Origin of the sequence: Hymenobacter armeniacus, assembly GCF_014699055.1 — a bacterium.
In the GTDB taxonomy this organism is placed as follows: Bacteria; Bacteroidota; Bacteroidia; order Cytophagales; family Hymenobacteraceae; genus Hymenobacter; species Hymenobacter armeniacus.
This window is the reverse complement of sequence record NZ_JACXAC010000003.1, coordinates 221,102-239,721: the sequence shown is the minus strand read 5'-3', so window position 1 is coordinate 239,721 and position 18,620 is coordinate 221,102. Positions and strand designations below refer to the sequence as shown.

At 67.2% G+C, this 18,620-nt stretch carries 16 protein-coding genes; 13 read left to right on the top strand and 3 right to left on the bottom strand.

What is annotated here, in order from left to right:
- Positions 1–186 precede the first annotated feature (186 nt).
- The 13 genes from IC234_RS09400 to IC234_RS09340 all read left to right on the top strand — a co-directional run bounded on the left by IC234_RS09400 (position 187) and on the right by IC234_RS09340 (position 14,068).
- Positions 187–2,625 carry a heavy metal translocating P-type ATPase gene (locus IC234_RS09400; protein WP_317173349.1) on the top strand — a complete coding sequence of 813 codons (2,439 nt, stop codon included), beginning with the start codon at positions 187–189 and terminating at the stop codon, positions 2,623–2,625.
- 132 nt (positions 2,626–2,757) lie between these two features.
- Entirely contained in the window at positions 2,758–2,919 is a 162-nt protein-coding gene (gene ccoS, locus IC234_RS09395) for a cbb3-type cytochrome oxidase assembly protein CcoS (protein ID WP_190923801.1), read from the top strand.
- A gap of 90 nt (positions 2,920–3,009) precedes the next feature.
- On the top strand, positions 3,010–5,232 hold the full coding sequence (gene ccoN / locus IC234_RS09390) for a cytochrome-c oxidase, cbb3-type subunit I (RefSeq protein WP_190923798.1): 2,223 nt from the start codon (positions 3,010–3,012) through the stop codon (positions 5,230–5,232).
- 156 nt (positions 5,233–5,388) lie between these two features.
- On the top strand, positions 5,389–5,592 hold the full coding sequence (locus IC234_RS09385) for a cbb3-type cytochrome oxidase subunit 3 (RefSeq protein WP_190923796.1): 204 nt from the start codon (positions 5,389–5,391) through the stop codon (positions 5,590–5,592).
- The gene (locus IC234_RS09380) at positions 5,586–5,912 is read left to right on the top strand and encodes a hypothetical protein (protein ID WP_190923793.1); all 327 of its coding nucleotides are present in this window, start codon (positions 5,586–5,588) and stop codon (positions 5,910–5,912) included. The genes IC234_RS09385 and IC234_RS09380 overlap by 7 nt, the downstream gene beginning before the upstream one ends.
- Complete coding sequence (locus IC234_RS09375; RefSeq protein ID WP_190923791.1) at positions 5,909–6,781, top strand: cbb3-type cytochrome c oxidase N-terminal domain-containing protein; 873 nt, start codon at positions 5,909–5,911, stop codon at positions 6,779–6,781. The genes IC234_RS09380 and IC234_RS09375 overlap by 4 nt, the downstream gene beginning before the upstream one ends.
- A 132-nt stretch (positions 6,782–6,913) precedes the next feature.
- Complete coding sequence (gene ccoG / locus IC234_RS09370) at positions 6,914–8,323, top strand: cytochrome c oxidase accessory protein CcoG (protein WP_190923788.1); 1,410 nt, start codon at positions 6,914–6,916, stop codon at positions 8,321–8,323.
- Positions 8,324–8,344: 21 nt separating this feature from the next.
- Positions 8,345–8,818, top strand: a complete 474-nt coding sequence (locus IC234_RS09365; protein WP_190923786.1) for a FixH family protein — start codon at positions 8,345–8,347, stop codon at positions 8,816–8,818.
- Positions 8,819–8,892: 74 nt separating this feature from the next.
- Positions 8,893–9,618 carry a sulfite exporter TauE/SafE family protein gene (locus IC234_RS09360; RefSeq protein ID WP_190923783.1) on the top strand — a complete coding sequence of 242 codons (726 nt, stop codon included), beginning with the start codon at positions 8,893–8,895 and terminating at the stop codon, positions 9,616–9,618.
- A gap of 89 nt (positions 9,619–9,707) precedes the next feature.
- The gene (locus IC234_RS09355; protein ID WP_190923781.1) at positions 9,708–10,631 is read left to right on the top strand and encodes a universal stress protein; all 924 of its coding nucleotides are present in this window, start codon (positions 9,708–9,710) and stop codon (positions 10,629–10,631) included.
- A 94-nt stretch (positions 10,632–10,725) separates the two neighbouring features.
- A complete protein-coding gene (hemF, locus tag IC234_RS09350; protein ID WP_317173348.1) occupies positions 10,726–11,694 on the top strand; it encodes an oxygen-dependent coproporphyrinogen oxidase in 969 nt (322 codons plus the stop codon).
- 317 nt (positions 11,695–12,011) lie between these two features.
- Complete coding sequence (gene adhP / locus IC234_RS09345) at positions 12,012–13,106, top strand: alcohol dehydrogenase AdhP (protein ID WP_190923779.1); 1,095 nt, start codon at positions 12,012–12,014, stop codon at positions 13,104–13,106.
- A gap of 89 nt (positions 13,107–13,195) precedes the next feature.
- The gene (locus IC234_RS09340; protein WP_190923777.1) at positions 13,196–14,068 is read left to right on the top strand and encodes a universal stress protein; all 873 of its coding nucleotides are present in this window, start codon (positions 13,196–13,198) and stop codon (positions 14,066–14,068) included.
- A 106-nt stretch (positions 14,069–14,174) separates the two neighbouring features.
- Here the strand turns inward: IC234_RS09340 and IC234_RS09335 are convergent, their stop codons facing one another.
- The 3 genes from IC234_RS09335 to IC234_RS09325 all read right to left on the bottom strand — a co-directional run bounded on the left by IC234_RS09335 (position 14,175) and on the right by IC234_RS09325 (position 18,611).
- Complete coding sequence (locus tag IC234_RS09335; protein ID WP_190923775.1) at positions 14,175–16,664, bottom strand: cation-translocating P-type ATPase; 2,490 nt, start codon at positions 16,662–16,664, stop codon at positions 14,175–14,177.
- A 145-nt stretch (positions 16,665–16,809) separates the two neighbouring features.
- On the bottom strand, positions 16,810–17,700 hold the full coding sequence (locus IC234_RS09330; RefSeq protein WP_190923773.1) for a universal stress protein: 891 nt from the start codon (positions 17,698–17,700) through the stop codon (positions 16,810–16,812).
- A gap of 50 nt (positions 17,701–17,750) precedes the next feature.
- The gene (locus tag IC234_RS09325; RefSeq protein ID WP_190923770.1) at positions 17,751–18,611 is read right to left on the bottom strand and encodes a universal stress protein; all 861 of its coding nucleotides are present in this window, start codon (positions 18,609–18,611) and stop codon (positions 17,751–17,753) included.
- Positions 18,612–18,620: the final 9 nt, after the last annotated feature.

The window sequence follows — 18,620 nt, the reverse complement described above, 5'->3', positions numbered from 1 at the left end:
TAGCATATAAGGCAACAAGGTGAAGCCGAAGTTCGGCTGCACCCCCACCTTCGGCAACAATGCCGCAAAGGTGGGGGTGCCCCCGGCCAGGCCGGCTGAAAAATATCAGGACCGGGGCTGACGTTGGTCAGCCTGGCCGGAAGCGGGCGGCCGGAGCTTTGCGGTTGCCCATTTTCCTGCCTGTCCGTGCCCACTCTCGCCCCTGCGCCTGCCCTCCCCCTGCCCCGTACCGCCTGCGCCCACTGCGGCGACGCCTGCCCCGACGAGCCCATCAAGCTAACCCAGGAGCCAGCGCTAAGCTTCTGCTGCCAGGGCTGCCGGGCCGTGTATGAGCTACTGGCCGCCAGCAACCTGTGCACCTATTACCGCCTCGACGAGCATGCCGGCCAGAAGGTGCTGGCAGTGGAGCTGCCCGGCCGCTTCGACTACCTCGACTCGGAAAGCGTGCAGGCCCAGTTGCTGGCGTTTCGCTCGCCCACGCTGGCGCGCCTCACGCTCAGCATCCCGCAGATGCACTGCGCTTCGTGCATCTGGCTGCTGGAGAATCTGTTCAAGCTCAATGCCGGCATCACGGCGTCGCGGGTCAATTTTCTGCGCAAAGAGCTTAGCATCAGCTACCAGCCAGAGGCCACGTCCCTGAAGGAAGTGGTGAAGCTGCTGGCCGCCATCAACTACGAGCCGCAGATTACGCTGGCCGAGCTGGGCGCGCAGCCCCACCGCGGCAACCGCCTGCTGTACTACCAGCTGGGCGTGGCAGCCTTCGCCTTCGGCAACGTGATGCTGCTGGCGCTGCCGAAGTATTTTTCCTTCACCCAGCAGCTGCAAAGCACGTTTGGGCGCTTTTTTGGCTGGCTGAGCCTGTTGCTGGCGCTGCCGGTGCTGCTGCTCAGCGCGCGGGGCTTCTACCAGTCGGCCTGGCAGGGCTTGCGGCAGCGCTACATCAACCTCGACTTCCCCATCAGCCTGGGCCTGACGGCGCTGTTTGTGACCAGCGTGTTTGAGGTCGTGACGCAGCGCGGGCCGGGCTATTTCGACTCGTTCACGGGGCTGGTGTTCTTCATGCTGATTGGCAAATGGGTGCAGCAGCGCAGCTACGACGCCCTGCGCTTCGACCGCGACTTCGCCTCTTACTTCCCCGTGGCCGTGACGCTGCTCACCAAAGCCAGCGAGCAGTCGGTGTCGGTGAAGGAGCTAAAGGCCGGCCAGCGCATTCGGGTGCGCCACCAGGAAATCATTCCGGCCGATGCCATTTTGCTGCGCGGCCAGGGCCAGATTGACTACAGCTTTGTGTCGGGCGAGAGCGTACCCGTGGCCAAGGCAGCCGGCGAAACCGTGTACGCCGGCGGCCGGCAGATGGGCGAGGCCGTGGAGCTGGAAGTGGTGCGCGAGGTGTCGCAGGGCTACCTCACCCAGCTCTGGAACAACCCGGCTTTTCAGAAGGAAGAAAAGGCTTCGCTGGAAACCTACGCCAACAACGTGGGCCGCTACTTCGTGGCGCTCACGCTGCTGCTGGCCCTGGGCGCGGTGGCTTACTGGTACCCGCGCGACCCGCACATGGCCCTGCGCGCCTTCACGTCGGTGCTGGTCATTGCCTGCCCGTGCGCGCTGTCGCTGGCCACGCCGTTTGCGCTGGGCGCGGCGCTGCGGGTGCTGGGCCGCCACAAATTCTACCTCAAGAACTCCGCCGTGGTCGAAACCCTGGGCCGCGCCGATACCCTCGTATTCGACAAAACCGGCACGCTCACCGACGTGAAACGCTCAGCGGTGGAATACGTGGGGCCGGCCCTCTTCCCTAGCCATGAGGAAGCCGTGGCCGCCGTAGTGCGCCACTCCACCCACCCGCTCAGCCAGCGGCTGGCGGCGGAGCTGCCCGCCAACGCCCTGGCTGTGACTGATTTTGCCGAAGTGCCCGGCCAGGGCCTGCGCGGTTTCGTGGGCGGCCGGGAGGTGCGCGTGGGCTCCGCGGCCTTCGTGGGCGCGGCCCCCACAACAGAAAATTCCGAACCTGCGGCTGCGCTGCAGTCTAAGGTGTTTGTGCGTGTTGAAGATGGTCCCGCGGGCTGCTACGTTTTCCGCAACGTGTACCGCAACGACTTGCGCAGCGTGCTTTCTGCCCTCGGCCAGCATTACCGCCTCGCCGTGCTCTCGGGCGACAACGACGCCGAAGCCGCCCGCCTGCGCGGCCTGTTCGGCCCGCACGCCGAGCTGCACTTCCACCAAACGCCCGGGCAGAAGCTCGACTACATCGCCCGGCTCAAGCAGCAGGGCCGCACCGTGGTGATGGTGGGCGACGGCCTGAACGACGCCGGCGCCCTGCAGCAGGCCGACGCCGGCATTGCCCTCACCGACACGCTCAGCAACTTCTCCCCCGCCTGCGACGGCATCCTGGAAGCCGGCAGCTTCGGGCAGCTGGCCACCACTCTCCATTTCTCGAAAGACTGCCTGCACGTGGTGCTGGCCACGTTTGTGCTGTCGTTTTGCTACAACGGCATCGGGCTGGGGCTGGCCGTGCAGGGCAAGTTCACGCCCATCGTGTCGGCCATTCTCATGCCCATCAGCTCCTTGAGCGTGATGGTGTTTGCCACCCTGCTGGTGCGCCTGGCCGCCTGGCGGCGCGGCCTGTGACCAACTGAACGAGGTAGAGACGCAATATTTTGCGTCTCCTCGTTGAACGACCGTTACTGCGCAGAATAAACAACATCAGCAACGCAGAGACGCAAAATATTGCGTCTCGGCACGTTTAACGCAATCCAACTCATGACCATCATCTTCCTGCTTATCGGCATCAGCCTCTGCGTGGCGCTCACGTTCCTGGGAGCCTTTCTGTGGGCGGTGCGCTCCGGGCAATATGAGGATGACTACACGCCCTCCGTGCGCGTGCTCTTTGACGACGAAGCGACGCCGGACGAGACTGCCTGACAACAATCAGACGACGGTCTGATTTAGCTCAGCTTATCGAAAAAGCCCCGCCAGGACCTTTGGAGCAGTAAATAACTCACTTCTCCGACGATGCAGGCCGAACCGTTAGCTCCCCCCGCCGCGCTCCAACAACCGCTGATTCCACCCACTTCCCGACCAGCAGTCGACACCTTTTTCTACGACAACAAGATTGTTCGGGACTTCGGCATTGCCACCGTCTTCTGGGGCATCATCGGCATGCTGGTGGGCGTGCTGGCGGCCTTTCAGCTGGCCCGGCCCGAGCTGAACATGGGCACGGCCTTCACCACGTTCGGCCGCATTCGCCCGCTGCACACCAACGCCGTGATTTTCGCCTTCGTTGGCAACGGCATTTTTACGGGCGTTTATTACTCCCTGCAGCGCCTGTGCAAAACCCGGATGTACTCCGACCTGCTGGGCAAGCTGCACTTCTGGGGCTGGCAGCTCGTCATTGTGAGCGCCGTGGCCACGCTGCCGCTGGGCTTTACCACTTCCAAAGAATACGCCGAGCTGGAATGGCCCATCGACATCGCCATCACGCTGGTGTGGGTGGTGTTTGGCTGGAACATGTTCGGCACCATTGCCCGGCGGCGCGAGCGGCACCTCTACGTGGGCATCTGGTTCTACATCGCCACGTTCCTCACGGTGGCCGTGCTGCACATCGTCAACTCCATAGAGCTGCCGGTGAGCTTCCTGAAAAGCTACTCCCTCTACGCCGGCGTGCAGGACGCCCTGGTGCAATGGTGGTACGGCCACAACGCGGTGGCCTTCTTCCTCACCACGCCCTACCTGGGCCTGATGTACTACTTCCTGCCCAAGGCCGCCGGCCGGCCGGTGTATTCCTACCGCCTGAGCATCATTCACTTCTGGTCGTTGATTTTTATTTACATCTGGGCCGGCCCGCACCACTTGCTCTACACCGCCCTGCCCGACTGGGCCCAGAGCCTGGGCGTGGCCTTTTCCGTGATGCTGATTGCCCCGAGCTGGGGCGGCATGATAAACGGCCTGCTCACCCTGCGCGGTGCCTGGGACAAAGTGCGCGAAGAACCCGTGCTCAAGTTCATGGTGGTGGCCATCACGGCCTACGGCATGGCCACCTTCGAGGGCCCGATGCTCTCGCTCAAGAACGTGAACGCCATTGCGCACTTCACCGACTGGATTGTGGCGCACGTGCACGTGGGCGCCCTGGGCTGGAACGGCTTCCTGACCTTCGCCATGCTCTACTGGCTGTGGCCCCGCCTCTACAAAACCGAGCTGTACTCGAAGAAGCTGGCCACCACGCACTTCTGGCTGGGCACGCTGGGCATCGTGTTCTACGCCATTCCCATGTACTGGGCCGGCTTCACCCAGGGGCTGATGTGGAAGCAGTTTAATGCCGAGGGGATGCTGCAATACCCCAACTTCCTGGAGACCGTGTTGCAGCTGGTGCCCATGTACTACCTGCGCGGCATCGGCGGGCTGCTCTACGTGAGCGGCGTGTTTCTGCTGATGTACAACCTCTACAAAACCGCCCAGGCCGGCACGCTGGTGGCCAACGAGAAAGCCCAGGCCCCTGCCCTGGTGCCCGAAGCCGAAGACCCGCACGTGCAGGCCGGCCACTGGCACCGCTGGCTGGAGCGCCGCCCCTTCCAGCTGGCCGTGGGCGCCACGGTGGCCATCCTCATCGGCGGCGCCGTGGAAATGATTCCCACCTTTCTGGTGAAGTCGAACGTGCCCACCATTGCCTCGGTGAAGCCCTACCGGCCGCTGGAGCTGCAGGGCCGCGACCTCTACATCCGCGAGGGCTGCTCGAACTGCCACACCCAGATGGTGCGCCCCTTCCGCTCCGAAACCGAGCGCTACGGCGAGTACTCCAAAGCCGGCGAGTACGTGTATGACCGGCCCTTCCTGTGGGGCAGCAAGCGCACCGGGCCCGATTTGCAGCGCGTGGGCCAGAAGTACCCCCACTCCTGGCACTACAACCACATGCTGGACCCCACCAGCATGTCGCCGGGCTCCATCATGCCGCCCTACCCCTGGCTGTTCGAGCAGAAAATCGACTACAGCATCCTGCCCGCCAAGATTAAGGTGCTGCGCAACCTGGGCACGCCCTACCCCGCCGGCTTCGACCAGGTGGCCGTGGACGATGCCCGGCAACAAGCCCAGGGCATTGTGGCCGATTTGAAAAAGGAGGAAATCGAGGTGATGCCCGACAAGGAAATCGTGGCCCTGATTGCCTACCTCCAGCGCCTGGGTACTGACATCAAAGTGAAGCCGGAGCAGACGGCCACCGCTGCCACAGCCGCCGCGCAGTAGCAGCCAAAGGCCCGTCATGCAGAGCGCAGCGAAGCATCTCGCGTGCCACCACTAATTCTATCCTCCGATTGGATTACTACCACACGCGAGATGCTTCGCTGCGCTCTGCATGACGGCTGATAAATCCCGAAGACAAGCATTAACCACCCAACCACCATGGACAAGAACGTCTTGCAATCCATCGCCGGGGTCGAAATCTATCCGATAATCTCCCTGGTCATTTTCGGCCTCTTCTTTCTGGGCCTGCTGGTGTACGTGCTGCTGAGCAGCCGCCAGCACATCGATGCCATGAGCCAGCTGCCGCTGCTCGACGACGAAGCAAACTTCAAATCCAACCTCAACCACGACGTAATATGCTAACCCTCCGCTCCCTCTCGCTGACTTTCCTCGGCCTGCTCACCGGCTTTGCGGCCGCTGCTCAATCTGCTGCTTCGGGCCCCCAGGGCACCACCGTGCTGAGCTGGGTGGTGTGGTGGCTGGCCGGCGTGGTGCTGCTGATGGCCGTGATGACCGGCGCCTCGGTGACCTCGGCCGCCCAGCGCCGCTACGAGGCCCAGCAGGCCGATGCCCCTGCCCCGGAAGCCGCCGCTCCTGCTTCGGCACCGGCCGCTGCTCCCCGCGCCGCCGTGGCCGAAGCCGCTCCTGCACAAGTTGCCACCCAGGAAGAAGTGTACGCATGAGCCGCTCCCGCTTAGCCTACTCCTTGGCCGGCGCGGCCCTGCTGGCCGCGCGCCCGGCCCTGGCGCAAGCGGCCGACACCGGCGCCGCCTCCGCCACCGACGCCCAGCGCACCATGCTTTGGTTTGTGCTCACCACGCTGGTGCTGGTGCTCATGGTGTTTCTGCTGCTGGTTGTGGCCCTCATCAACTGGATGCGGCCGCAGCTGCGCCAGCTCTACGACCTGCCCACCGTGCACGACACCTGGAGCGGCCGCGTGCTGGGCCTGCTGGTGGGCGACGCCCGCCTGGTGCAGGGGGAGGTGCGCGACGAACTGCTCGACCACGATTACGACGGCATCCACGAGTTCGACAACGACCTGCCGCCGTGGTGGAAATACGGCTTCTACGCCACCATCGTCTTCGCCATCGGCTACGTGACCTACTACCACGTGCTCAAAACCGGCCAGCTGCAGGGCGCCGAGTACGCGGCGGAGATGCAGCAGGCCGCCCTGCTCATCGCCGCCACCCCCGACGACCCCAACCAGGTAACCACCTACACGGCCCTCACGGCTCCGGCCGAGCTCAGCAGCGGCAAAAGCCTGTTTATGACCAATTGCGCCCCCTGCCACGGCGCCAGCGGCGAAGGCAAAGTGGGCCCCAACCTGACCGACGAGTACTGGCTGCACGGCGGCGAAGTGAACCACGTGTACAAAACCATCAAGTACGGCGTGAACGGCAAGGGCATGGTGGCCTGGAAAGGCAAGCTCTCCGGCAAGCAGATGCTGCAGGTGGCCTCCTACGTGCTCAGCCTGCAAGGCACCAAACCGGCCAACGCCAAGCCGCCGCAGGGCGAGAAAGAAGCCCCGGCAAAGGCCGTGGCCAGCCGGTAAACTAACCCATCTACCCGTCATGCAGAGCGCAGCGAAGCATCTCGCGTGCTCAACTAACTAAACCGATTGAATTGCTACCACAAGCGAGATGCTTCGCTGCGCTCTGCATGACGTTCAACTTACTCTAAAGCCATGTCCGCCACCCAATTCAAACCTGATGACTCCTACCGCGACTCTATCGCCACGATAGACGCGGCCGGCGAGCGGGTGTGGCTTTATCCCAGGCAGCCCAGCGGCCGCCTTTACCGTTACCGCAAGCTGCTCAGCTACGGGTTTCTGGCGCTGCTGTTTGGCGGGCCGTGGCTGCGCATCCACGACTTGCCGGTGCTGCTGCTCAACCTGCCGGCGCGGAAATTCATCATCTTCGGGCAGATATTCTGGCCGCAGGATTTCTTCATTCTGCTGCTGGCCTCGCTCACCTTTCTGGTGTTCGTCATTGTGTTTACGGTGGTGTATGGGCGGGCCTTTTGCGGCTGGGTGTGCCCTCAGACTATCTTTCTGGAAATGGTGTTTCGCCGCATCGAGTACTGGCTCGAAGGCGACGCGCCCCAGCAAAAGGCCCTCGACCGCTCGGAGCTGAACTGGAACAAGCTCTGGCGCAAAACCACCAAGCACTTGCTGTTTCTGGCCGTGTCGTTTCTGATTGCCAACACCTTCCTGGCCTACATCATCGGCACGGAGGAGCTGCTGAAGATTATGACCGATTCGCCCGCGGAGCACCTGGGCGGCCTGGCTTCGATGGTGGTGTTCACGGGCGTGTTCTACGCCGTGTTTGCCCGGTTTCGGGAGCAGGTGTGCACCATTGTGTGCCCCTATGGCCGCTTGCAGGGCGTTTTACTTGATAAAGACAGCCTGGTGGTGGCCTATGACTACCCGCGCGGCGAGCCCCGCGAGAAGCTGCGCAAAAACCAGCTACGCACCGCCGGCGACTGCATCGACTGCCACCAGTGCGTGCAGGTGTGCCCCACGGGCATCGACATCCGCAACGGCGCCACGCAGCTCGAATGCACCAACTGCACGGCCTGCATCGACGCCTGCAACAGCATCATGGCGCTGATAAACAAACCGGAAGGCCTCATTCGCCACGCCTCCGTCAACGGCATTGCCACCGGCACCACGTTCCGGCTCACGGGCCGCGTGAAGGCCCTTTCGGGCGTGCTGGCCTTCTTGCTGCTGGTGCTCACCGGGCTGCTGGTCTCGCGCTCCAACGTGGCGGCCACGGTGCTGCGCACGCCGGGCCAGCTCTTCCAGAAGACCAGCCACGGCACCATCACCAACCTCTACAACATCTCGGTCATCAACAAAACCAACCGGCCCTACCCCATCACGCTGCGCATTCTGGAGCCGGCGCAGGGCCAGGTTTCCCTCGTCGGCACCGCTTCCCTCACGCTGCCCGCCCAAGGCATTGCCGAGGGCGTGTTTTTTGCCGAGCTGCCCCGCGCCGCCCTGCACCGCACCAACCAACCACTCCGCATCGGCCTGTTCAGCAACGGCAAGATGATAGCGGAAACCAGCACCAAGTTTCTCGGGCCGGCGCAGTAGCCCCGGCCCCAATTCCCAACCATGGTTACCTCTCCTCCCAAACCCCGCACCCTCTGGCCCCACGCCATCGTTGCCGTGTTCGTGCTCTTTGCCGGCTACATCGGCTTCATGGTGCAGCAGGCCATGCGCACTACCGTCGACCTGGTCAGCCCCGACTACTACCAGCAGGAGCTGGCCTTTCAGCAGCGCATGGAAACCGTGGCCCGCACCGCCGCCCTGCCCGCGCCGGTGGAGCTGCGCTACGACGCCGCCGCGCGCCTGCTCACGCTGCAGCTGCCCGCCGACATGCGCGGCCAGCGCATTCAGGGCCAGATTCATTTCTTCCGTCCCTCCAACCAGCGCCTCGATTTCACGCTGCCCCTGCAGCCCGGCGCCGACCTGCAGCAGCACCTCAGCACCGCCCGGATGCGGCCGGGCCTGTGGCGGGTGCGCATGGACTTTACCGCCGATAAGCACAACTATTTCGTGGAGGAAAAAATCATCCTTCACCCCTGATTTTCGTCAGGTTTTTTCTTTTCAGGCCCGCGGTATTTGCGGCCCAATTAGAACCTCTTTTGAACCCTTTCCCCATGCTCTGGGCTGGTTTTTTGTTTGGCTTGCTGGGCAGCTTTCATTGCGTGGGCATGTGCGGGGCCATTGCCCTGGCGCTGCCCGGGCAGCCCGGCGGGGCCGGCTGGCGCTTTGGCGGCGGGCGGCTGCTGTATAACCTGGGCCGGGTGAGCACCTACGCCACGCTGGGCGCCGGGGCCGGCCTGCTGGGCCAGAGCCTGCGCCTGGCCGGCCTGCAGCAAAGCCTCTCCATTGCCTCGGGCGTGCTGATTCTGCTGCTGGTGGCCGTGCCCGAGCGCTACTCCGCCCGCTTGGCCGGCACGCTGGGCCTGGGCCGGCCACTGGCCTGGGTGAAAACCACCCTGGCGCGGCTGTTTCAGCAAGTTTCGCCGGGGGCGCTCTACGCCACCGGCCTGCTCAACGGCCTGCTGCCCTGCGGCCTGGTGTACCTGGCGCTGGCGGGTGCGCTGAGTGCGCCGGGCGTGGCGGGCGCGGCGGCCTACATGGCCTGCTTTGGGCTGGGCACGCTGCCGCTCATGCTGGGCCTGAGCCTGAGCGGGCAACTGGTGCCGCTGGGCTGGCGCATCCGCATGCGGCAGGCCGTGCCCTACGCGGCCGCGGTGCTGGCGGCGCTGTTCATCGTGCGGGGGCTGGGGCTGGGCATCCCCTACCTGAGCCCGCAGCTGGGCGCGGGGCCGGCCACGGCTGCCGCGGCCCAGCCCCACACCGTGCACTACTGCCACTGAAAAATGAGATATGAGAGGTGAGACATGAGAAATCAGCTCTCATCACTCATTCCGCTTTCCCTCTCCCCACCTCCCCTTCTCCCCTCAACATGAAAACCCTGCTTGTTCCCCTCGACCACACCGCGGCCGCCGAACACACCCTGGCCTATGCCAACAAGCTGGCCGTGCGCTGGCCGGCCGAAGTGGTGGTGCTCTACTGCCACCCCGGCGGCGACGCCCCGGTGCCGGCCGGGCAGCTGGCCGAAGAGGAGCAGCGCCTGCGCAGCCTGGTGGAGCGCCTGCGCTACCAGCAGCTCACCCGCCACGACGGCCGCCGCATTCGGTACCGCTACCGCGTGCTGGCCGGCTGCCTGCACGACCACGTGCGCCAGGAGGCCGTGCGTTGCGCCGCCGACCTCGTGCTCATGGGCCTGGAGCACATCGACTGCGGCCGGCAGGAAGCCCCCGGCAACCACGCCGCGGCCATTGCCCAGCTGGTGAGCTGCCCGCTGCTGGTGGTGCCGCCCGGCCGCCGCTCCCTGCCCAACCGCCTGGTGTTTGCCGCCGATTTTCGCACCTTGGGGCTGCACATTCTGCCCCGGCTGGCGGCGCTGGAAGGCGCCTTTCCGGCCCCGCTCGACCTGGTGCAGTTCTACGCCCCCGCCGAGCGCCCCCTGCGCCGCCAACTGAAACAGGCCCTGAGCAAGGCCGCCGCCCACCTGGCCTGGCACTTCACCACGCCGCATTTGCTCGAAGACGACGCGCCGCTCGAAGGCAGCAGCGAATTCTGCGCCCACGTGCACGCCCAGCTGCTGGTGGTGGCCCCCAGCAGCCCCGCCCAATTGCTCCAATACTTCGACGCCTGCTACGCCACCACCCGCGCCTACCACACCCAGATTCCGGTGCTGGTGCTGCCCTCCCCGGCCGAGCGCCAGGCCAGCGTGGCCTGCTGCGACCGGTGCGCCGCTCAGCTAGCCCAAGAACAGTCCCGCAGCAGCCAGCCCACCGACCACCACGCGGTGCGCTGGGCCTAGGCATGTACCCCCAAGCTGTGCTTGGGCCCGGTATAACACCGCTCCGGCCCAAGCACAGCTTGGGGGAACGCCCCCTTCATCTACAGTTTTTTAAATGTCCGACTTCATGCTCGTTTCGCCCAACCCCACCGTTGCCTCCAGCCCTGCTTTTATTCCCGTAGCCCCGCAGCGCGCCGTGGCGGAGGGCTGGATGCGCCAGTTCCAAGACTGGCTGTGCCACCGCCTGGAAGCCGCCGATGGCAGCGGCCGGCATTTCAGCCGCGACGAGTGGCAGCACGGCGGCGGCGGGGGCGGCTGCACGCGCGTGTTTCAGCAGGGCGACGTGCTGGAAAAAGGCGGCGTGGCCTTCTCGGCGGTGTGGGGCGAAATGAGCGAGGCCGCCGCCCGCCAGCTGCTCATGCCCGACCGCCGCTACTTTGCCACGGGCGTGAGCGTGGTGCAGCACCCGCGCAGCCCGCAGGTGCCCATTTCGCACATGAACGTGCGCTATTTCGAAACGGCCAACGGCGAAGCCTGGTTTGGCGGTGGGCTCGACCTGACGCCCATCTACGTCGACGCCCGGCAGGCCCGCTGGTTTCACGAGCAGATTGCCGAGGTGTGCGCCCGCCACGACCCCGGCTACTACCCGCGCTTCAAGCAGTGGGCCGACGAGTACTTCTACCTGCCCCACCGCGGCGAGACGCGCGGCGTGGGCGGCATTTTCTTCGACCGCCTCACCGTGGGGCGCGACGGCCTGTTTGAAGAGCTGTTTTCGTTTGTGCAGGACGTGGGCGAAGTGTACGGGCGCGCCTACAGCGCCATCATGCGCCAAAACACGGCCCTGCCCTACACCGCGCGCCACAGCGAATGGCAGCGCGTGCGCCGTGGCCGCTACGCCGAGTTCAACCTGGCCATCGACCGCGGCACCCGCTTCGGCCTCGAAACCGGCGGCCGCACCGAAAGCATCCTCATGAGCCTGCCCCCCCAGGCCGACTGGCACTACAACCGGGTGCCGGAAGCCGGCTCGCCCGAGGCCGATTCGCAGCAGTGGCTGCGCCAGGGCGTCGACTGGCTGAGCGTGTAGCTTCCGGTTTTGGCCCCTTTCGGTCTGCCGCGCCCGCCTCCCGCCCCGTCCTGACAACAATCAGCTAACCCGCTGCTTGCCATCAGGAAAGGGCGTTGGGGCGGGCGCTTCCTTTGGCAATGTGAGCAACCCGCGCGGCTTTTCTCCCGGGCCGCCTCCCTGCCCGCCACCCTCAACCCCGGCCCCGAGCTGTTTTATCGGGCCGATGCCGAAGACCTGCCCCAGGAGCTGCTGCGCGCCATGCCCGCCGAGTACGCCCTGGCCTGACGCCGGCCTTCAACCTGTGACCATCTGTCCACCCCCTTCTTCTTATTGCCATGATACCCAACACCATGAAAGCCGCCGTGTGCCATGTCTACGGCCAGCCCCTGCGCATCGAGCAGGTTCCGGTACCGGCCGTGCCGGCGGGCCGCATCCTCGTGAAAGTGGCCGCCTGCGGGGTGTGCCACACCGATTTGCACGCCATCAACGGCGACTGGCCGGTGAAGGCCCCGCTGCCCCTCATTCCGGGCCACGAGGGCGTGGGCACGGTGGTGGCCGTGGGCCAGGGCGTGGAGCACGTGCGCCCCGGCCACCGGGTGGGCGTGCCCTGGCTGCACACCGCCTGCGGCCACTGCGAATACTGCCTCACCGGCTGGGAAACCCTGTGCCCGCAGCAGCAAAACACCGGCTACGCGGTGCCCGGCAGCTACGCCGAGTACGTGCTGGCCGACCCCAACTACGTGGGCCTGCTGCCCGATAACCTTTCGTTTCAGGAAGCGGCGCCCATTCTCTGTGCCGGCGTCACGGTGTATAAGGGCCTGAAGGAAACCGAGGTGAAGCCCGGCCAATGGGTGGTGATTTCGGGCGTGGGCGGGCTGGGCCACCTGGCCGTGCAATACGCCCGGGCCATGGGCATGCGCGTGGCGGCCGTGGACGTGCAGGCCGAGAAGCTGCGCCTGGCGCAGTCGGTGGGCGCCGAAATAGCCATCAATGCCGCCGAGGAAGACGCCGTGGCGGCCGTGCAGCAGCGCATGGGCGGAGCGCACGGGGTGCTCATCACGGCGCCGTCGCAGCCGGCGTTTGCGCAGGGCGTGGGCATGCTGCGGCGCGGCGGCACCCTGGCGCTGGTGGGCCTGCCGCCCGGCGAATTTCCGCTCAACATCTTCGAGGTGGTGCTCACCCGCAAAACCGTGCGCGGCTCCATCGTGGGCACCCGCCAGGACCTCACCGAAAGCCTGGCTTTCGCCGCCAACGGCCAGGTGAAGGTGCACTACCGCTGCGAACCGCTCGAAAACATCAACGAAGTGCTCGACGCCATGAAGGCCGGCACCATCCAGGGCCGCGTCGTGCTCGACCTGGCCCTGCCGGCGCCGGCCGCAAAAGCGGCCCAGGCCGCCCGAAACCCGCAGCCTGAGGCCGCACCTGTGTAGCCCGCGACGACCGGCCGGACCGCCTTCCGCGGTCTGACCGGAGTGGCCAGTTGTTCAATCCGATTTCCTTTTCCCTCTTTTTTCCTTTCATGAAAAACATCCTCGTTCCCACCGACTTTTCTGCGGAGTCGCACCATGCGTTTGAAGTGGCCGTTCGCCTGGCGGCCCGCATCGGGGGCCGCGTACTGCTGCTGCACGCCATCGAGCTGCCCGAAACGGCCACCTTCAGCACCTACGGCGGACCGGTGGGCGGCACCGAGCTACCCAACAGCAGCGCCGACCCCATGGACGACGTCTTCGTCGTGAAGCTGCTGCAGGCCACCAAAAACCGGCTGCACCGCCTCCTGGCCGAAGCCGCCACCCTGGCGCCCGGCGTGCCGGTGCAGGAGTTTGTGCAGGCCACGCGCCTGAGTGAGGCCCTCACCAGCATGTTTACCCACCAGGCCATTGATTTGGTGGTGATTGGGGCGCAGGGCCACACGGCCGCCGAGCATTTCTTCTTCGGCTCGAACACCGAGCGGCTGGTGCGCACGGCCCCCTGCCCCGTGCTGGCCGTGAAGCACCCGGTCGAAGCCTTTGAGGTGCAGCGCCTGGTGTTTCCGTCCGATTTTTCGGCCGAGGCCGACCGCGCCGTGTCCGAGCTGCGCCGCGTGCAGGCCCTCTTCCCCGGAGCCGTGCTGCACTTGCTGAGCGTGGTGGCCACGGCCGGCCAGGAAGAAGCGGCCCGCGAAAAGATTGCCGCCTTTGCCAGCCGCCACCAACTGCGCTCCTACGAGGCCGCCGTGACGCTGGCCGACCGCCCCAGCGAGGGCATCCGGCGCTACGCCTACCAAGTGCAGGCCGACCTGGTGCTGCTGCCCACGCACGGCCGCACCGGCCTTAGCCGCTTCCTGCAGGCCAGCATTGCCGAAAACGTGGCCACCTACGCCTTCCCGCCGGTGCTCACCTTTCAATTGAACTAAGGCAGCAGGCCGCCACGCAAAAGGCCCGGCAACCACCGTTGCCGGGCCTTTTGCGTGGCGGCCTGCGCGCTCGGCACTAGTTGGCGGTCAGCACGATGCGGCGCCCCTACCCTTTCTTCAACAGCTTGTACGGCTCCAGCGCGCCGGCGCCCAGCAGCGCGGCCAGGGCGCACCAGCCCAGCTCGGCGGCGGGCACGGGCGCGAACCCGAATAGCGTTTGCGCGGCCGGCACCCACAGGCTCACCAGCAGCAGGGCCAGCGCCAGGCCCAGCATCAGCCAGAGCAGGCGGTTGGGCACGGCCAGGGTGCGCAGCAGCGGCTGCGAAAACGAGCGGTTCACCAGCGTAAGCACTAAGTTGCTCAGCACCAGGGCGGCAAACACCAGCGTGCGCACCTCGGCCGCCGGCCGGCCGGCCCGCATGGCCACGTAGTACACACCCAGCACCGCCGCGCCAATGCCCAGCCCCTGCAGCAGGCTGCGCCCCAGCGCCCAGCCGCCCAAAAACGCGGCCCCTGGCGCGCGGGGCGGGGCGTGCATCTGCCCGGCTTCGGCGGGTTCGTTTTCGAAGGCAATGGAGCAGGTGGGGCCCATCACCAGCTCCAGAAAAATGACGTGCACCGGGCCCAGCAGGTTGGCCAGCGGCCAGCCGGCCAGCAGCGGCACGGCCACCGTGGCCACAATGGGCAGGTGAATGGCCACGATGTAAGAAATGGCCTTTTGCAGGTTTTGGTAGATGCGGCGGCCCTGCGCCACGGCCGTCACCATGCCGCCCAGGTCGTCGTCGACGAGCACCAGCGAGGCGGCCTGCCGGGCCACCTCGCTGCCGCGCCGGCCCATGGCCACCCCGATGTGGGCGGCCTTGAGGGCGGGGCCGTCGTTCACGCCGTCGCCGGTCATGGCCACCACTTCGCCGTTGGCTTTCAGGGCGTTCACCACGCGCAGCTTGGCCTCCGGAAACATGCGGGCAAACACGGCCGTGCCCGCCACGCGCTGGCGCAGCGCGGCCTCGTCGAGGGCCAGCACCTCGGCCCCGGTGAGCAGGGTGTCGGCGCCGGGCAGGCCCACCTGCCGGGCAATGGCTTGGGCCGTGGCCGGAAAGTCGCCGGTTATCATCTTCACCCCAATGCCGGCTTGCCCGAAGGCCCGCAGCACGGCCGCCGCGTTGTCCTTGGGCGGGTTTTCGAGCGCCACCAGTCCCAAAAAGGTCCAATCGAAGTCGTCCTGATTGGCCGGAAAATCGTTCCCTGGGGCTTCGGCCTGCGCCACGCCCAGCACCCGCAGCCCCTGTTCCGACAGCTGCCGGGCCACCGTGCGCACCTGCTCGGCCCGCCCGGTATCAAGCCCGTGGCACACGGCCAGCACGTGCTCCACGGCGCCCTTGGCGGCCACGGCCGGCGGGCCGGCGGGGGTGCGGCGCACGTGCGTCATCATGGGCGGGGTGCCGGCCAGCGGGTACTCGTGCACCAGCGGGAAATCGGCCGCGACCAGCCCGGGCGCGTGGGCGGCCAGCGCGGCCACAATGGCCTTTTCCATGGGGTCGAAGGGGGCGGTTTCGGAGGCCCAGCGGGCGTAGGCCAGCACGGCCGCGGCGGTGGGCGGCAGGGCCGCGGGCAGGGGCAGCAGCGCGCCGGTGGCCCCGTCGTAGAGGCTGGCCACGCGCATGCCGGCCTGGGTGATGGTGCCGGTTTTGTCCACGCATATCACCGAGGCCGAGCCCAGGCTTTCCACGGTTTGGGGCTGCTTGGTGAGCACGCCGGCCCGGCTCAGGCGGGCCGCCCCCAGCGCCATGAAGCTGCTGAAGGCCACCGGAATTTCCTCCGGCAGCAGCGACATGGCCAGCGTGAGGCCAAAGAGCAGGGCCGTGGCCCAGTCGCCGGTGCGGGCGTAGTTCACGCCCCACACCACGGCAAAGGCGCCCAGCCCCGCCCAGGCCATGCGCCGCACAAACTGGCTCACCTGGCGCTGCAGGGGCGTTTTTTCGGTGGCAATGGCGTGCAGGCTCCCGCCGATGCGGCCCAGCTCGGTGCCGGCGCCCACGGCCGTGAGGGTGAGCCAGGCGCTGCCCGACACGGCGCTGGTGCCGGCATACACGGCGTCGGCCGGGGCTTTGGCCACCGGCACGGCCTCCCCGGTCAGGATGGCCTCGTCCACGGCAAAATCGTTGGCACTGTCCACGCGGCCGTCGGCCGGAATGCGCTCGCCCTCCTCCACCAGCACGGCGTCGCCCACCACCAGGTCGGCGGCCGGCACCGCCCGGAGCTCACCGCTGCGCCACACCTGGGCGCGGGGCTGGGTGAGCTCGCGCAGGGCCTGCAGGGCTTGGTTGCTGCGCACGCTTTGGTAGAGCGAGATGCCCGCCACGGCCAGCAGGGCCACCACCAGCGTCACGCCCTCGGCGGTGTGGCCCAGGCCAAAATACAGCCCACACGCCACCAGCAGCAGCAAAAACATGGGCTCGGTGACCACCTCGCGCGCCGTGGCCCGCCACCCGGAGGATTCTTCGGCGGCCACGACATTGCGGCCGTGCGCCGCCCGCGAGCGGGCCACTGCCGCGTCGGGGAGGCCTCTTTCAACCGCCAGGGTTGGTTCCACCATAAAACAGGAGCTGATTGAGGCTGAATGAAAAGGCCTGCCCGGCCCGCGGGCTTGGCCGGCGAACCAGTTTTTGTGCGAACGACACCAGGCAGCAGCGCCGGGCCACGACGACGGCCCGCCCGACGGGCTTCTGCCCAAGCCCGCGCTAGCGCGGCAGGGCCGCCGCCGTCAGCTCGCTGGCCGTGGGGCGGGGCCGCGACGAAGCCGTGGGCAGCACCAGCACGGGCACGGGGCACTGCTCCAGCAGGCGGGCCGTCACGCTGCGGTGAAACAGGTCGCTCATGAAGCTGCGCTGCCGGGCCATGACCACCACGGCGTCGGCGGCCGTGTCCTGGGCGGCCGCGAGCACGCCGTCGGCGTAGTCGCCGTTGCAGTAGCCGCGCAGCTCGGGGGCGCTGAAATTGACCAGACCGCTGGCGCGCACGGCCTGCAGGGCGGCGGCGCAGCCGTCGTCGTCCTCCACGCCGTCGGACACGTGGCCCACCACCACGCTGGTGGCCAGCAGCGCCAGCGCCGGGCGCAGCGCCTGCGCCGGCCCCGACAGCTCGAAGGGCTCGCGGTCGGCCGCCACCAAGAAGCGGTGGGGCGCCTGCTCGGCCGGGGCCGTGGCCGGCACGGCCAGCACCGGAAACTGACCGGCCCGCAGCAGTTCGGCGCACAGGGCGGCGGTGCCGGCAAAGTCGGGGTGGTCTTCGTCGGGCTGGCCCAGCACAAACAGCGCCGGGTGGTAGCGGGCGGCCAGCTCGCGGGCCACGTCGGGCAGCAGGTCGGTGGCCATTTCCACGGTGGCGGGCACGCGCAGGCCCTGGGCCAGCTGCTGCAGGGCGGCGGCCGTGTCGGTCTGGCCTTCCAGCTCCTGGCGGTGGTATTTGCGGCCCACGGCCCCCACCAGCTCGTAGGGGTCGACCAGCGAAACGCGGTTGACGTGGAGCAGCACCACGCGCCCGTGCACGGCCTGGGCCAGGGTTTCGGCGTAGCGGATGGCGTGCCGGGCGGGCTCGTAGAACCCCGAGAAAACGATGAGCGTGAGGGCCATGGCGGTAAATGGGTTACGTTGATTGATTCGGTGGCAAAAGGCCGGCCGGCTCAGGGCCGAAGGGGGGCCGGGCCGGGCGTGGGCTGCGTGGCCGCCAGCAGCAGCACGGGCACGGGGGTACGCCGCAGCACCTGGTCGATGACGCTGCCGCTAAAGAGCTTGTGCCACAGGCCGTGGCCCAGGTCGAGCAGGGCCAGCCAGTCGGCCTCCAGGTCGGCCACGGCGTGCAGCAGGCCGGGGGCGGGCTCCTCCCCCACCACTTTGTGCAGGCCGCAGTTGGGCATGGTGGCCATCAGGCCGCAGGTTTGGGCGGCGTGCAGGCCCACCCACCCGCGAATGCTTTCCTCGCGCGTGAGCACGCTCACGGCCACGGCGTCGGGGGCCAGGGCGTCGAGCAGCGGGGCCACGGCCCGCGCCCGCGGAGCCAGCGCAAACGGCCGGTCTTCCACGGCCAGGGCCAGGCGCCGCGGCAGGCGCAGGGCCGCGTCGGGCAGGTGCTCGGGCACGAGCAGCAGCGGGTAGCCGGTTTGGTGGGCCAGGGGCTGGGCGCGGTTGCTGAGCCATTCGCTGAGCCAGTTGGAAGTGGCCGTCAGGCCGGCCACCACCAGCACGGGGCGGTACTTGGCCAGGGCTTCTTCGACGGCACCGGGCCAGTCGGCTTCCAGCACTTCGGCCGTGGCCGGCACGGGCAGCGTGCGGGCTACCTGCTGCAGGCTACGGGCGGTATCGGGCACATACTGGGTGTCCATCACGGGCAGCACCTGGCCGTATTCGGTGGCGATGGGCAGCGGCAAAAACACATGCACCAGGTGCAGCTCGGCGTCGATGGCCGCCGCCAGCACGGCGGCGTAGGCGCAGGCGCGCTCGGCGGCCCGCGAAAAATCGGTCAGCACAACCAGGTTAGAATTCATAGCACAGCA